12 protein-coding genes are annotated in these 14,544 nt (G+C 74.3%); 5 read left to right on the forward strand and 7 right to left on the reverse strand.

The genetic code is table 11. The annotated features are described in order from the left end of the window. Positions 1-3: 3 nt before the first annotated feature. The 3 genes from ACIQ9P_RS37610 to ACIQ9P_RS37620 form a co-directional block, all read right to left on the reverse strand. Entirely contained in the window at positions 4-273 is a 270-nt protein-coding gene (locus ACIQ9P_RS37610; protein WP_402366511.1) for a type II toxin-antitoxin system RelE/ParE family toxin, read from the reverse strand. Then, entirely contained in the window at positions 270-542 is a 273-nt protein-coding gene (locus tag ACIQ9P_RS37615) for a type II toxin-antitoxin system Phd/YefM family antitoxin (RefSeq protein WP_402366605.1), read from the reverse strand. Before ACIQ9P_RS37615 ends, ACIQ9P_RS37610 begins: the two co-directional genes overlap by 4 nt. A gap of 381 nt (positions 543-923) precedes the next feature. Beyond that, entirely contained in the window at positions 924-1,919 is a 996-nt protein-coding gene (locus ACIQ9P_RS37620; RefSeq protein ID WP_402366514.1) for a DNA-3-methyladenine glycosylase family protein, read from the reverse strand. A gap of 6 nt (positions 1,920-1,925) precedes the next feature. Here ACIQ9P_RS37620 and ACIQ9P_RS37625 point away from each other — a divergent pair, with 6 nt between their 5' ends. Beyond that, complete coding sequence (locus tag ACIQ9P_RS37625; RefSeq protein ID WP_402366517.1) at positions 1,926-2,417, forward strand: SgcJ/EcaC family oxidoreductase; 492 nt, start codon at positions 1,926-1,928, stop codon at positions 2,415-2,417. A gap of 64 nt (positions 2,418-2,481) precedes the next feature. Here the strand turns inward: ACIQ9P_RS37625 and ACIQ9P_RS37630 are convergent, their stop codons facing one another. Then, complete coding sequence (locus ACIQ9P_RS37630) at positions 2,482-3,690, reverse strand: peptidoglycan recognition protein (protein ID WP_402366520.1); 1,209 nt, start codon at positions 3,688-3,690, stop codon at positions 2,482-2,484. A 104-nt stretch (positions 3,691-3,794) separates the two neighbouring features. Here ACIQ9P_RS37630 and ACIQ9P_RS37635 point away from each other — a divergent pair, with 104 nt between their 5' ends. The 3 genes from ACIQ9P_RS37635 (at position 3,795) to ACIQ9P_RS37645 (ending at position 7,882) form a co-directional block, all read left to right on the forward strand. Continuing rightward, positions 3,795-4,586: a TIGR03089 family protein gene (locus ACIQ9P_RS37635; protein WP_402366523.1), complete on the forward strand. Its 792-nt coding sequence runs from the start codon at positions 3,795-3,797 to the stop codon at positions 4,584-4,586. Between the two features lie 36 nt (positions 4,587-4,622). Next, on the forward strand, positions 4,623-6,038 hold the full coding sequence (locus tag ACIQ9P_RS37640; protein WP_402366526.1) for an LCP family protein: 1,416 nt from the start codon (positions 4,623-4,625) through the stop codon (positions 6,036-6,038). 215 nt (positions 6,039-6,253) lie between these two features. Then, positions 6,254-7,882, forward strand: coding sequence for an LCP family protein (locus tag ACIQ9P_RS37645; RefSeq protein ID WP_402366529.1), 1,629 nt, complete (start codon positions 6,254-6,256; stop codon positions 7,880-7,882). Between the two features lie 44 nt (positions 7,883-7,926). Here ACIQ9P_RS37645 and ACIQ9P_RS37650 read toward each other — a convergent pair whose 3' ends face one another. Both ACIQ9P_RS37650 and ACIQ9P_RS37655 read right to left on the reverse strand, forming a co-directional pair. Further along, the gene (locus ACIQ9P_RS37650; protein WP_402366532.1) at positions 7,927-8,607 is read right to left on the reverse strand and encodes an acyltransferase; all 681 of its coding nucleotides are present in this window, start codon (positions 8,605-8,607) and stop codon (positions 7,927-7,929) included. An 87-nt stretch (positions 8,608-8,694) separates the two neighbouring features. Further along, entirely contained in the window at positions 8,695-9,735 is a 1,041-nt protein-coding gene (locus tag ACIQ9P_RS37655) for a glycosyltransferase family 2 protein (protein ID WP_402366535.1), read from the reverse strand. A gap of 219 nt (positions 9,736-9,954) precedes the next feature. On the opposite strand from ACIQ9P_RS37655, the gene ACIQ9P_RS37660 reads away from it, so the two are divergent. Beyond that, a complete protein-coding gene (locus ACIQ9P_RS37660) occupies positions 9,955-11,715 on the forward strand; it encodes an LCP family protein (RefSeq protein WP_402366538.1) in 1,761 nt (586 codons plus the stop codon). 254 nt (positions 11,716-11,969) lie between these two features. On the opposite strand, the gene ACIQ9P_RS37665 is transcribed toward ACIQ9P_RS37660, so the two are convergent. Beyond that, on the reverse strand, positions 11,970-14,531 hold the full coding sequence (locus ACIQ9P_RS37665; RefSeq protein ID WP_402366541.1) for an ABC transporter permease: 2,562 nt from the start codon (positions 14,529-14,531) through the stop codon (positions 11,970-11,972). Positions 14,532-14,544: the final 13 nt, after the last annotated feature.

Here is a 14,544-nt window from a genome sequence, read left to right on the forward strand (position 1 = left end):
GGATCAGAGGCGGCGGTACACGTCCCGCCGGTTGCCCACATTGACCACCAGGACGACCATCTCGCCGCTCCTCACCTCGTAGACAACGCGGTAGACGCCCACCCGGAGGCGGTAGAGGCCGTCGTGCCCGGTCAGCTTCTTCACGCCGAGGCCCTCGGCGAATGGATCGTCGCCGAGGGCCGTCAGGGCGGTGAGGATCCGCATGGCCTCGACCTGACCGACTGCCCTCAGCTGGCGCTGGGCGTGGGTGGTGAACCGGAAGGCGTACTTCACGCGGCGCTCCCGGCCGCGTCCGGGGGCGCGTCGAACAGATCGGCCAGCAGCTCCGCCATGCTCACCGTCGGGTCGTTGCGGTGGAGCTCCGCCTCCCGAGCGGCCAGTTCGTCCGCTGCTTCCTCGATCGCGTCCAGGATCTCGATCGGCACCACCGCGCCGACACGCTCTCCCTTGCGGGTGATCACAGTGATTTCGCCCGACTCCGCCTTGGTCACGACTTCGGCGAGATGGGCTCGGGCTTCACGGATGCTCAGCGATTCGGCCATATGTCGAGCGTACACCTCACTGCGTACACAAGTGGGCCCTTTGCTCGGACGGCAACGGTGCTCACTCCCCGACCCCTCCATGGCGCTGTCCAGGTCGTCGAGGATCCGACGGCCGCCGCCGAAGCTCGGCATGTCGGCGAGGTCGTCGCCCATCGGGTCGGTCCGGAACGGGTAGTGGGGCCCGGCGAGGTGCGGTGGCAGGATGGTCGCCACGTGGCGGCCGTCCTTGGTGACGGTGGCGGTCTCGCCGCGCTCGACGGCTCCTGTCACCTTGGCCGTCTGCTGGTTCAGCTCGCGCATGGTTGCTTCCATGCGGCCAGCCTGCCGCCCTTGTCGCGAGGTGGACGCAGGCGCACGCGAAGTTCACCTGAACGCGTGGTTTCAGCGGCGGCGGTGGTCGTTGGGCGTGAGGCGGGGGCCGAAGCGGGGGGCATGGGTGCCGGTCGACAGCAGGATCCGGCAGAGGCGGTGACGGTGCGGGCGGTAGGGCTCCAGCAGGGCCAGCATCTCGGCGTCGTCGCTGCGGACCCGGCCGGCCAGCGCCCAGCCGACCGTGTTGGGCAGGTGGAAGTCACCGACCGAGACGGCGTCCGCGTCCCCGTTGCTGCGCTGCAGCGTCTCGGCCGCCGTCCAGACGCCGATGCCCGGGACGGCGGTCAGCCGGGCGAAGGACTCCTCGTGGTCCATCCCGGACGCCTCCTCCAGCCGGGGGGCCAGCCGGACGGCGCGCAGCACGGTCGCGGAGCGCTTCGGGTCGACGCCCGCGCGGTGCCACTCCCAGCTCGGCACCTGGGACCACTCGCGGGCCGACGGCGTCACCCACAGGTCCACGGCCGGGCCGGGAGCCGGGGTGCCGAAGGCGCGCAGCAGGGTGCGCCAGGCCCGGTACGCCTCGCCGGTGGTGACCTTCTGCTCCAGGATCGCCGGCACCAGGGAGTCCAGCACCAGGCCGGTCCGGGTCAGCCGCACGCCCGCCGCGCCCCGCTGCGCCTCGCGCAGCGGGCCGGGGGGCAGGACCAGGCCCGCCGGGTCGTCCTGGGCGCCGAGCAGACCGGGCAGGCCGTCCAGCAGCCACGCCGCGCCCGGGCCCCAGGCGGTCGCCTCGACCACGCCCTCGGCGGGCCGGGCCAGGATCCGCAGGGTGCCGATGCCGCCCGGGGTACGGGCGGCCCGCCAGAGGGCACCGTCGGCGGTCCTCCGGTAGGCCGGGTCGGCCGGGCCCCGGCGCAGCGGCAACAGGGTGCGGGCCGCGTCCAGCGGGAAGCCGGGCCGCCAGTGGCGGACGGTTCCGGCATCGGGTCCGGCGGCTCCGGGCGCGTGCCCGCCCGTCGACGTCCCGCTCACCGCCGTGCACCTCCTGCGCCGTCCGCCGACCATGGGGACATGAACGATACGCGGGTGCCGGAGCTGTCCGCCGGTGACGAGAACGCCGTGCGCTCCCTCTACCACCGGGTGCTGGAGGGCTGGAACCTGCGGGACGGCGCGGCCTTCGCCGGGCCGTTCGCGGTGGACGGCGAGCTGATCGGCTTCGACGGGACCCGGTACGGCGGCCGCTCGGTGATGGCCGCCGAACTCGGGCTGCTCTTCGCCGGGGACCCGACGCCCGAGTTCGTCGCCAAGGTCCGCCGGGTGCGGGCGCTGGGCTCCCGGGTGGCGCGGCTGGACGCCGTCGCCGGCCTGGTGCCGGACGACGCGGAGGACCTCGACCCCGCGCTGAACGCGCTGCACACGGTGATCGCGGTCGACGCGGGCGCCGGCTGGCGGATCGCGCTGCTGCAGACCACCCCGGCCCGGTACGAGCGGCGGCCGGACCTCGCGCGGGCGCTGACGGCCGAGCTGCGGGCGCTGATCGGGCGCGGGCCGGGCCCCGTGTAGGCGGCCCGGCGCAGCGCCCGACGTACGGCGCCGACGGCCGGCCCCGGCGCCGCGGGTCCGGGTGTCAGCGGCCCTGGAGCCCGGCCGCGGCGGTCCGCAGCTCGGGAAGCCTCGGGTAGAGGGCGTCGCCCGGGCACTCGGTGTTGAAGCCGTCGCGGTGTCCGGAGACGGCCTGGAAGACCGCGCCGGTGCCCGCCGGGTAGAGGCTGCCGTCGGAGCCGGAGACCAGCCGGGTGGTTCCGGCCGCGTCCTGCTCGGTGAGGCCGAGCTTCCAGGCCGCGATCCGGGCGAGGCCGGTCAGCAGGTCCGCCGGGGGGAGGTCGGTGACATAGGTGCCGATCGCCGCGACGCCCGCCGAGTCGGTGTTGAAGCCCAGCGTGTGCGCGCCGTGCACCGGCAGATCGGTGCCGCCGGCCCGGCCCTCGTAGACGGTGCCGCAGCGGTCGACGAGGAAGTTGTAGCCGATGTCCCGCCAGCCGTTGCTCCGCACGTGGTACTCGTAGATCGCCCGGATCAGCCGGGGCGCGTCGGAGCACGGGTACGCGGTGGTGGTCGCGGTGTGGTGGACGAAGACCGCCCGGACCGGGCCGGTGTACTCGAACCCGGGCTCGCGGATCGACTCGTCCGCGCCCCAGCCGGCCCTGGTGACGATCCCGGGGCGCGGGGCCTGGTGGCCGGTCCGGCGGCCGCCGGACGTCGGGTCGGCCGGGGAGCCGGACGTCGGGTCGGCGGGCGTGCTCCGCGCGCCGGCGGGGCGGACGCCCTCCCCCGGGTCGACCAGGGCCACCCGCAGCCCGGGCGGCGGTCCGGCCGGACCGGGTGTCACCTCGACGGCGACACCGTCGCTCGGGCCGGTCCACAGCGGGGCGGTGGCACCCCGCGGCGCGTGACCGACCGCGGTCGCGGCCGCCGTGTCCGGGCCGTCCTCGCCGTCGGCGTCCAGCTCGTGCCAGCCGCTCCAGGCCCCGCTGGCCGCGTCCCTGACCCGGACCCGGACGGTGCCCCCGGCGAGCGCCCGCGCCGGACCGTCCCAGCCGACGCCGAGCAGTTCGAACCGCCGGGCGGTCCGCCCGACCAGGAGTCGCCCCCCGGCCAGCGGGAGCGAGGTGACGGAGCCTCCGCCGGCCGGCCCCGCCGCCCCCGGCCGGTCCCCCGGCGCCCCGCCCCCGGCCCGGGCCTCGGCGGGGATCGACGGGAGCGTCAGGACGGCCGCGCAGACGGCGAGCAGGACGACGGGCGGGCGGCCGCGGCAAGCACGGGGAGAGATGCGCATAAACCGGATGTTCACGGGATTCCGACCGGTCCGCCACGCCACCCGGCGACCCTTCCGCCACCCCTCCCGAACGTCCACCCGAAGGCCGTAGGCTGGGGCGCACCATGACTTCGCCTTTCGCTGCCGATGCCCGTACCCCCGTCGAGCTGCTGCACGCTTACCTGCGAGGTGGCACTCCCTCGGTCGACCCCGCGGCCCCACTGGTCACCTTCTACGACGACGCCACCGGCGAACGCGTGGAGCTGTCCGCGAGGACCTTCGACAACTGGGTGGCCAAGACCGCCAACCTGCTCCAGGACGAACTCAACGCCGGTCCGGGCGACCGCGCCGCGCTGCTCCTCCCGGCCCACTGGCAGAGCGCCGTCTGGCTGCTCGCCTGCTGGTCGGTCGGGGTGACGGCGGTCCCGGCCGGCGACCCGGCCGCCGCCGACCTGGTGGTCAGCGGCCCGGACGGTCTGGAGGCCGCCCACGCCTGCGAGGGCGAGCGGGTGGCGCTCGCCCTGCGGCCGCTCGGCGGGCGGTTCCCCCAGCGCCCGGACGGCTTCCTGGACTACGCCGCCGAGGTGCCCGGGCAGGGCGACCGGTTCGCCCCCTACTCCCCCGTCACCCCGGACGCCCCGGCGCTGGAGACCGTGGTGGACGGCCTGCCGCTGAAGCTGACCGGGGACCAGACCGTCCAGCTGGCGCGCGAGGGCGCCGCCCGGCTCGGCCTCGGGCCGGGCGACCGGGTGCTCTCCACGCTCTCCTTCGACGACTGGTCCGGGCTGGAGGCCGGACTGCTGGCGCCGCTGGCGGCCGGCGCGTCGGTGGTGCTCTGCCGCAACGCGGACGGCCTGGACGCCGAGCAGTGGGAGAAGCGGGTCGAATCCGAACGGGTGACACTGCGCCTCGGGTAACCCCCGGCCCCGGCCGGGCGGGTAGGGATCCCCGCCATGGCCGAGGACGACACCGAGCACCTCCCGACCGACCCCCTCCCGAACGGACACCCGAGGACCGGGCGGACGCCGACCGGACAGCCGCCGGACGGGCCGCACGGGCCGCACGGGCCGGACGGCGCCACCGGGGCGGGCGGACCGACGGACCCGGAACCCCCCGCCGCGCCGGCCGCGCCCGGCGGGGGCGGACGCCGACGCCGGCGGTGGCTGATCGTCACCGCCGGTGTCCTCGCCTTCCTGCTCATCGGCTGCGGCACGCTGCTCTGGGTCGCGTACCGCAAGCTCGACGGCAACATCCGCACCGACTCCACCACCGACCAGTTGCTGGCCCGGCTGGAGGCCGAGCGGCCCAGTCGGACCGCCGGGGCCCAGGGCGCCGAGAACCTGCTGCTGATCGGCAGCGACGACCGGACCGGCGCCAACGCCGGTTACGGCGCGGCCGGCGGCCAGCGCTCGGACACCACGATCCTGCTCCACCTGGCGGCCGACCGGCGGCACGCGACCGCGGTCTCCATCCCGCGCGACGTCATGGTGAGCGTCCCGGCCTGCGAGAAGCCGGACGGCAGCCGCAGCCGACCGACGCTGACGCAGTTCAACGCCGCCTTCGAGACGGGCGGACCGGCCTGCTCGATCCGGACCGTGGAGCAGTTGAGCGGCATCCGGATCGACCACTACGTGATCGTCGACTTCGCGGGCTTCAAGCAGATGGTGGACGCCGTCGACGGGGTCGAGGTGTGCGTCCCGCAGCCGATCCACGACAAGGACGCCAAGCTGGACCTCCCGGCCGGGCGGCAGACCCTGCACGGCGAGCAGGCGCTCGGCTACGTCCGGGCCAGGGAGACCCTCGGGGACGGCAGCGACACCCAGCGGATGGGGCGTCAGCAGCAGTTCCTGGCGGCGCTGATCCGCAAGGTGCAGTCGCAGGACGTCCTGCTCAACCCGACCAAGCTGTGGCCGGTGCTGGACGCCGCCACCTCCGCCGTGCGGGCGGACGGCGGGCTCTCCTCGCTGGGCGCGCTGTACGACCTGACCCAGGACCTGCGCGGGATCCCGTCCTCGGACGTGACCTTCCTGACGGCGCCGCGGCGGCCGTACCGGTTCGATTCGGACCGGGACGAGTTCGTGCAGCCGCAGACCACCCAGCTGTTCACGGCGCTGCGGGACGACCGGCCGGTGGAGGTGCGGCCCCCGGGATCGAGTCCGTCCGCCGCCCCGGTGGGGACGGGGCCGACGGCGGCGCCCTCACCCGCGGCGGCCCGTACCTCGACCTCGGCGGCGGCTTCGGGAGCGGCTTCGGCGGCGGCTTCGGGAGTGGCTTCGGGAGCGGCCGGCCCGTCGCCGTCACCGGGCGCGAGCGGCCCGGCCGCCTTCGAGGGACGGACCGCCGACGTGGACGCCTGCGCGGTGCATTGAGCCTGGACACGATCACTGTTCCGTACACGGATCATGATCTTGGAGGGGTTCTCCCCGAGAATTCCCGACCCCGTATTCGCCTCCGGAATTCGCCCGGAAACCATGGCGGAGATCACATCCGGAACAATTCCCTCATCCGGCTCGTCTAGGGTGTCCGAGTCGCTCGCGCAATTCGCGCACCGGGCCGAGGACCGGCCGGAGGGAGGGGAACACCCGTGCAGCAGGACATCCACGACGGAGGGCCGGGGGCCGACCGGCACTCCGCCGACCCCGCCCGGGGCATCCCCGCCCAGCGCCGGCACGTCCCCGCCGAGGCCGCGCCCGAGGCCCCGCACCCCGGTGGCCGGGCCGCCCGGCGCCGGGCCCGCACCGCCCGGCGCACCCGCCGCCGCCGGGTGCTGAAGTGGACCGGCGGCCTCGCCGCGTTCGCCCTGGTGGCCGGCTGCGGCGGCGCGTACTACGCGTACCAGCACTTCAACAACAACATCACCGCCGTCAAGGTGCAGCTGGGCGACGAGGCGGAGCGGCCCAAGCCGGCCGGCGACGCCCTGAACATCCTGGTCATCGGCACCGACAGCCGGGAGGGCCTGGGCCGCGAGTACGGCGACGAGGGCAGCAGCGGGCACGCGGACACCACCCTGCTGTTCCACATCGCCAAGGACCGCAGCAACGCCACCGCGCTCAGCATCCCGCGCGACCTCATGGTGCCCGTCCCGGACTGCCAGGCACCGGACGGGAAGGCCATCCCCGGGACGGCGCGCACGATGTTCAACAACAGCCTCGGCCAGGAGGGCCGTGATCCGGGCTGCACCTGGAAGACCGTCGAGAAGGTCACCGGGATCCGGGTCGACCACTTCGTGATGGTCAACTTCGACGCCGTCAAGACGCTCTCCACCGCCGTCGGCGGCGTCGAGGTGTGCGCGGCCAAGGACATCAACGACCCGGACTCGCACCTGCGGATGAGCAAGGGGCGGCACGTCGTCCAGGGCGACGAGGCGCTCGCCTTCGTCCGTACCCGGCACGCCGTCGGGCTGGGCGGCGACCTCACCCGAATACCGCTGCAGCAGCAGTTCATCAGCTCGATGATCCGCTCGGTCAAGAGCAGCGACACCCTGACCAACCCGGCCAAGCTGTGGAAGCTCGCGGACTCCGCCACCAAGGCGCTCACCGTGGACTCCGGGATCGGCAGCGTGGACAAGCTGAAGGACCTCGCGCTGGACGTGAGCAAGGTCGACACCGGGAAGATCACCTTCGCCACCGTGCCGGTGCTGGACGACCCGGCGGACGAGAACCGGCTGGTGCTCAAGCAGCCGGACGCCGCCCAGCTGTTCTCGATGGTCGGCGGCGACCGCTCGCTGACCGGGCCGGCGGCGGGGGCGGAGACCCCGGCGGCCTCCGCTCCGGCGGCCGCTCCGGCCGCCTCCGGGAGTGCGGCGCCGACGGCCGCCGCCGCCGCGGTCGACGCCAAGGAACTGCGGGTGACGGTGCGCAACGGAACCGGGACGCCCGGGCAGGCGCAGCGGACCGTCGACCGACTGGTGGCGAAGGGCTACGCCAAGGCCGCCACCGCCGCCAACGCGCCGGTCGCGGCGACCACCTCGGTCTCCCATCCGGCCGGGAAGGCCGCCGAGGCGGCGGCGCTGGCCACCGCGCTGGGCCTGCCCGCCGATGCCGTCAAGGCCGATCCGAAGCTCGGTGCCCGGGACGGGCTGGTGCTGGTGCTCGGCAAGGACGCTCCGGCGGCGGCCGCCGCCGCCGAGGCCGCCGCGGCGCCGGTGGCGAGCGAGGCCCCGAAGGACCTCCAGCGGGTCCAGGCCGACGACATCGACGCCTGCGCGAAGTAGTCCGGTCCGTCCCGGGCCTCTCCTGGTCCTCTCCCGTGCCCCTCCTACCGGGGAGCGTCGGCCGGGGGCCCGGCCTGGGGCTCGTCCTGGGGCTCGGCCAGGGCGAGCAGGCCGTCGCGCTCCCGGTACTCCTCTCCGGTCCGCGGGCAGAGCCAGCGGTCCCCTCCCGCCGACCGCAGCGGCTCGCCGGCCCGGCCGACCCATTTGATCCGACGGGCCGGGACCCCGGCCACCAGCGCGAAGTCCGGGACGTCCCGGTGCACAACCGCGCCGGCCGCGACCAGGGCCCAGCGGCCCACCGTGACCCCGGCGACCAGGACGGCGCGGCCGCCGATCGAACAGCCCCGGCGGAGCGTCACCCCTCGGGCGTGCCAGTCCTCGCCGCGCTTGAGCCGGCCGTCGACGTCCACCGAGCGCGGGTAGAGGTCATTGGTGAGCACCGCCGCCGGTCCGACGAAGACCCCGTCCTCCAGCACCGCCGGCTCGTAGACCAGGGCGTGGTTCTGCAGCTTGACCCGGTCGCCGATCCGCACGCCCGGGCCCACGTAGGCGCCGCGGCCGATGATGCAGTCCGCGCCGATCACCGCGTCCTCGCGGACCTGGGCGAGGTGCCAGACCGTCGTCCCGGCGCCGAGCACGGCGCTCCCGTCCACATCGGCGGTGGGTTCGACCCGGGCCCCCGCACCCTCGAAAACGGCGGCGGACCCGCCCTCTGCTGTCCCCATGGCGCCCGACGATAGCGTCGGGCGCGGGGACGGGAGGGCGGGTCCGCGGGATTGGCCGGATGGTGCCGCGACCGGGTACGGCCGGACTCAGCCGCGCTCGGCCACCACGTCCGCGCTGGACGGGGCGCGGTTGCCGATGACCTTGCGGGCCAGCGAGCGCGGCGAGGTGAGGAAGCCGAAGCCCCAGCTGAGGTGCATGGTCGCGAAGGCCACCGCGAGCAGTGCCTTCGCCTTGGGCGACAGGTCGCGCCCCTCCTTCACCGCGCCGCCGACGATGCCGAGCACGTAGAGGCCCGGCAGGGCCAGGAAGGCCGGGTGGACGGCCAGCCCGAGCAGCAGGCCGAGCGTCACCCCGGCGAAGGCGGTGGGGGGCGCCAGGTAGCGCAGGTTGACCGAGCCCCGGTGGTAGCGGGTGACCACCCGGCGCCAGCGGCCGTAGTCCTTGTACTGCTTGGCCAGGGCCTTGATGGTGGGCCGGGGCCGGTAGGTGACGCGCAGCTGGGGCGTGAACCACACCAGACCGCCGTCCTGGCGGATCCGGTAGTTGAGCTCCCAGTCCTGGGCGCGGACGAACTCCTCGTTGTAGCCGCCGAGGCGCTCCAGCACCTCGCGCCGGAACACGCCGAGGTAGACGGTGTCCGCCGGGCCGGCCAGGCCGCCGGTGTGGAAGGCGGCGTTGCCGACACCGATCTTGGAGGTCATCGCCGCGGCGACCGCGTGCTCCCACTCGGTCTCGCCCTCGGCGTGCATGATGCCGCCGACGTTGGCGGCCTCCATCTCGCGGAGCAGCCGGACCGCCGTGGTGATGTAGCCGGGGGTCAGCAGGCCGTGGCCGTCGACGCGCACCACTATCGGATGGCTGGAACCGCGGATGGCGGCGTTCAACCCGGCGGGGGTGCGCCCCGTGGGATTCTCCACCGTCCGGACTCTCGGGTCCTCGGCGACGAGTTCGGCGGCGATCTGCGCGGTGCGGTCGGTGGACGGACCGAGGGCGATCACCACCTCCATCGACCCGGCGTAGTCCTGTTCCAGGATGTGCCGAACGGCCGTGCGCAGGTGTCGTTCCTCGTTGAGAACCGGCATGATCACGGAGACCGCCGGCAGCTCCTCAGCAGCCTTGGTGTTCATCGGGGCCAACCGTACCGGTGCGGGCGGGGTGTCGTCTTGTCCCGGTCTGGGCGTCTCCGCCCGGACGGGAAGGGAGTGTGCGAAGGACCGTCGTAGGAACCGTCCGGGGGCGCCCGGGGGGCGCACGACGGAACGTTTCGCCGGTCGGGGCCCACCGTACTCCCCGGCCACGGCGCGCCCTCACCCGGCCCGGTGGAGGGCGCCCCTACCATCCGAGAGATGCCCGTCTCCCCCCGCTCCGCCCAGTCCGAAGACCCGGCCGGCGACCCGCTCGAACACTCCGCCGACCCGCTCGACCGGTGCGGTGAGCCGCTCGACCGGTCCGGTGGTTCCCCGGAGCGGCGCCGCTACTGGCCCCGGCGGCTGGCCGCGGGCATCGCGTTCAGCGTCCTCGTCACCTCCTGCGGGGGCTGGGCGGTCCTGCACGGGATCGGGTCGATCGACCGGGTGGACGCCTTCAGCAACGACCGGGCCCGACCGGCCGACGACGGCTCCACCACCTTTCTGGTGGTCGGCACCGACGAACGCGACGGAATCCCGGAGAAGACGCTCAAGACCGTGCTGCACGCCGGGGGGGAATCCTGCCACTGCACCGACACGATGATGATCGTCCAGCTCTCCGGGGACGGCTCCCGGGCCGGCGTGATCAGCATTCCCCGGGATTCCTACGTCGACATCCCCGCCCACCGGGATCCGGCCACCCGGCGGACGGTCCCGGCGGGCAAGGGCAAGATCAACGCCGCGTTCGGGATGGGTGGCCCCCAGCTGACCGTCGCGACCGTCGAGCAGAACACCGGGCTGCGGATCGACCACTACCTCCAGGTCGACTTCGCCGGGTTCGTCTCCGCCGTGGACGCCGTCGGCGGGGTCCGGGTCTGCACCGCCAAACCGCTCAAGGACGAGTACTCGGGCCTCGACCTGCCGGCCGGCACCAGCACCCTGGACGGCGCCGGCGCGCTCAAGTACGTCCGGGCCCGGCATGTGGACGGCAGCTCCGACCTGGGGCGGATGCACCGGCAGCAGAAGCTGGTCGCGCAACTGCTGCACCAGATCACCAGTGGTGGCACCCTGCTCAACCCGGTCCGGCTGGCCCGGGTGACCGACAGCCTGCTCGCCTCGGTCAAGGCCGACAAGGGGCTCTCGGCGGACGACCTGATCACGCTGGCGACCCGGATGAAGGAGCTGACGGCGGGGCGGGCCGACTTCGTGACCGTGCCGCTGGCCTCGGTGGACCACCCGGTCGCCGGCTGGGGCTCGACGGTGCTGTGGGACAAGGAGCGGGCGCGGGCACTGTTCGACGCGGTGCGGGAGGGCCGGCCGCTGGCGGCGGACGGCGGGGCGGACGGGACGCAGCCGGCGGGAGGGGCGGACCCTTCGGCGGCTCCGGGTGGGGCCACAGGTCCGGGGGCGGCGGTGGGTCCGGCGAAGGGGCCTGGGGCCGGGGCCGCGGGGCCGGCTCCGGGGGCGGCCACCGTGGCGCCGGAGCAGGTGCACGTCCAGGTGTTCAACGCGGCAGGTGTGGTCGGCCTCGGCGCCCGGGTCGACGCCGAGCTGCGACGGGCCGGGTTCGCCACCACCGGGGCGCCGTCCAACGCCCCGGTCGGCACACCGGCAGGCCGCACGGTGATCCGGTACGACCCGCACTGGGCCGAGTCGGCGCGGACCCTGGCCGGCGCGGTGCCGATCGCCGAGCTGACGCCCGTCCCGGGTCTGGGGGCGACGCTCCAGGTGTACGCGGGAACGGACCACCCCGCGGCGGGACCGACGGCCGCCGCCGCGACGGGTCCGTCCGCGCCGCCGGCGGTGCCCGCTCCGCCGCCGCCCGCTCCGCAGTCCTCCCCGGTCACCGGCGGGGGCGCCGGTGCGGCAGCGTCCGGCCCGGCGGCGGAGGCGCACCCCGAGGGCGCGGCGGGCACGACCGGGGCGGGTGCGGCGGCGGCCGCCGGGGCCGAGCGGGCCAGCGACCTCGTCTGCCCCTGAGCCCACTCCGGGGTCGGCCCGCGGATCCGTTGGTGGGTCCGTGTGCGTGGGCCGGTGGGTGGATCCCGTTCGTGGACCCCGTTCGTGGACCCGCTTCCCGGGTCAGGAGCGGAGCCGCACGAAAGGGGCAGGGCGCGCGCTCGGCACCCTGCCCCTTCTCCCTCCCCCGTGGTCCCCCTGCCCCGGGGACCGGGCCCCTCCTTCCCGGTCCCCGGACGCGCCCCCCGGTCCCCCGATCCGGGGGGCGCGTCCGGTCAGTCCGTCGCGATGGCCGCGAGGACGTTCATGCGCCCGGCCCGGAAGGCCGGCACCAGGGCGGCCAGCAGGCCGATCACCATCGAGGCGCCCAGGGTGAGGAGGATGGTCGTGGTCGGGACCGACAGGGTCTCCAGGCCCTGGGTCCGCAGCACCTGCTGCCCCGTGATGCCCCAGGCCAGACCGAGCGCGGTGCCGAGGACGGCGCCGAACAGGGCGATCACCACGGACTCCAGCCGGATCATCCGGCGCAGCTGGCGGCGGGAGAGCCCGATCGCCCGCAGCAGGCCGATCTCGCGGGTCCGCTCCACCACCGAGAGCGCCAGGGTGTTGACGACACCGAGCACCGCGACCACGATCGCCAGCCCGAGCAGGCCGTAGATCATGTAGAGCAGGGTGTTGACCTGCTCCTGGACGAGGTCCTTGTAACCGGCCTGGTCGCGGACCGATGCCTGCGGGTACTGCTTGAGCGCGTCCTCCAGGCCGGTGAGCGTCTTCGCGACGTCCGCCCCGGCGGCGGCCTTGCCGAACACGGTGCCGTCCGCCGGCTGCTCCGCGGCCGGCAGCACCTCGGTGACGGTGTCGAGCGAAACGAAGGTGTTGCCGTCGAAGAGCTGGTTGCCCTTGGTCATGACGACGCCGACCGGCAGCGACTGGACCCGCCCGTTGCCGTAGTCGACCTTGATCCGGTCACCCAGCTTGAGGCCGTGGTCCTTGGCGTAGTCCTCGCCGATCGCCACCGCGCCCTGCTTGAGGGAGTCCGGGGAGCCCTCCTTGACCGGCAGCCGGAAGTCCTCGGTGAACCGCTCGGTGACGGCGGCCATGTGGTTCTCCCCGGTCTTCCCGTCCGGAGTGGTGAGGTACGCCGGGATGTCCTTCTGTTCGGTGACGTGGTCCAGGCCCGGGGCCTGCCGCACCGCGGCGACGATCGCCGGGGAGACGCCGTTCGGACCGGCCGAGACGATGTAGTCGGCGCCCACCGAGCGGTCGATCTGGGTGTTGGTGGACTCGATCACCGAGGAGGTGAAGACCGAGGCCCCGATCACCAGCGCCAGTCCGATCATCAGCGCGGCGGCCGTGGCACCGGTACGGCGCGGGTTACGCATCGCGTTGCGCTGGGCGAGCCTGCCGGACGGGCCGAACAGGGCGGGCAGCAGCGCGCCGAGCACCCGGACCACGGTGGTGGCCAGCAGCGGGCCGAGGACGACGAAGCCGACCAGGGTGAGCAGCACGCCGAGCCCGATGTACTGGCCGCCGGTGGCCGCCTTCTCCGCCTTGGCGGCCAGTACCAGCAGGCCGCCGCCGCCCGCCGTGAGAACCAGACCGATGACCGCCCGGACGGTGTTGGAGCGGGCCTCGGCCGGTGTCCCGTGGTCGCGCAGCGCGGCGATCGGTGCGATCCGGCTCGCCCGGCGGGCCGGGATCCAGGCCGCGAGCACGGTGATCACGACACCCACCGCGTACCCGGCGACGAAGACGTCCGCGCCGATCTTCAGGTCCGAGGCGTCGAGGTGCATCCCGAGCGCGTTCATCAGCTGGATGAGCCCGACCGCCAGGCCGAGGCCGGCCGCGATACCGAGCGTGGACCCGGCCAGGCCCAGCAGCAGCGCCTCCACCAGCACCGAGCGGTTGACCTGCTTGCGACTGCCGCCGACGGCCCGCAGCAGGCCGATCTCCCGGGTGCGCTGGGCGACCAGCATCGAGAAGGTGTTGATGATCAGGAAGCCGCCGACCAGCAGCGAGATGCCGGCGAAGCCGAGCATCGCGTACTTCATGAAGTCGAGGAAGGAGCCGACGCTCTTCTGGCCGTCCGCCTTCTGCTCGGCCGCCGTCTTCGCCTCGAAGCCGACGCCCAGCCCGGCCAGCGTGTCGGACTTGAGCTGCTCGTCGGACCGGCTGCCGTCCCCGTACACCTCGACCGAGGTGTACGCGGGGCCCCCGAGCAGGACGCTCTGCGAGGTGGCGGTGTCCAGGAACGCCAGCGCCGCGCCCGGGTTGGTGGTCCTGAACGCGGCGATGCCGACGATGGTGAAGTCGTGGTTGTCGTTGACGATCACCCGCAGCTTGCCGCCCAGGCCGAGCTTGGCCTTCTTCGCGGTGTCCGCGTCGAGCACGACCTGGTCGGGGCCCTGCGGTGCGTGACCGGAGGTGATCTCGACCGGGCTGCGCGGGCTGTCCACCCAGTTGCCGACGATGGTCGGGGCGCCGGTGGTCGGGCCGACCCGCTTGAGGGTCACCGGGTCGGCCAGGGTGGCGTTCGCCACCGCGACCTGGCCGATCGCCGTCCTCACGCCGGGAACGGCGGCGACCGTCCGCACGCTGTCGACGGCGACCGTCAGCGTCTTCGCCCGGGCGTCCTTGCCGCCGAGCTCCGGCTCGGCGGGCCCGACCGAGACATCGGAGGCGGTCGAGGCGAAGAGCGTGTCGAAGGTGCTGGTCGCGGTGTTGGAGAACACCAGCGTCCCGGACACGAACGCGACCGAGAGCACGACCGCGACCAGGGAGAGCGCCATTCGCCCCTTGTGGGCGAAGAAGCTCCGAAGTGACGTCTTGAGCAACATGATCCTGTCCGCT

The organism is Kitasatospora sp. NPDC094019 (genome assembly GCF_044764505.1).
Taxonomy (GTDB): Bacteria; Actinomycetota; Actinomycetes; order Streptomycetales; family Streptomycetaceae; genus Kitasatospora.

Excerpts from the sequence above, each read along its gene's own strand:
- ACIQ9P_RS37615 (WP_402366605.1), bottom strand. The coding sequence starts at position 542 with ATGGCCGAATCGCTGAGCATCCGTGAAGCCCGAGCCCATCTCGCCGAA.
- ACIQ9P_RS37620 (WP_402366514.1), bottom strand. The coding sequence starts at position 1,919 with ATGGTCGGCGGACGGCGCAGGAGGTGCACGGCGGTGAGCGGGACGTCG.
- ACIQ9P_RS37625 (WP_402366517.1), top strand. The coding sequence starts at position 1,926 with ATGAACGATACGCGGGTGCCGGAGCTGTCCGCCGGTGACGAGAACGCC.
- ACIQ9P_RS37630 (WP_402366520.1), bottom strand. The coding sequence starts at position 3,690 with ATGCGCATCTCTCCCCGTGCTTGCCGCGGCCGCCCGCCCGTCGTCCTG.
- ACIQ9P_RS37635 (WP_402366523.1), top strand. The coding sequence starts at position 3,795 with ATGACTTCGCCTTTCGCTGCCGATGCCCGTACCCCCGTCGAGCTGCTG.
- ACIQ9P_RS37640 (WP_402366526.1), top strand. The coding sequence starts at position 4,623 with ATGGCCGAGGACGACACCGAGCACCTCCCGACCGACCCCCTCCCGAAC.
- ACIQ9P_RS37650 (WP_402366532.1), bottom strand. The coding sequence starts at position 8,607 with ATGGGGACAGCAGAGGGCGGGTCCGCCGCCGTTTTCGAGGGTGCGGGG.
- ACIQ9P_RS37655 (WP_402366535.1), bottom strand. The coding sequence starts at position 9,735 with ATGAACACCAAGGCTGCTGAGGAGCTGCCGGCGGTCTCCGTGATCATG.
- ACIQ9P_RS37660 (WP_402366538.1), top strand. The coding sequence starts at position 9,955 with ATGCCCGTCTCCCCCCGCTCCGCCCAGTCCGAAGACCCGGCCGGCGAC.
- ACIQ9P_RS37665 (WP_402366541.1), bottom strand. The coding sequence starts at position 14,531 with ATGTTGCTCAAGACGTCACTTCGGAGCTTCTTCGCCCACAAGGGGCGA.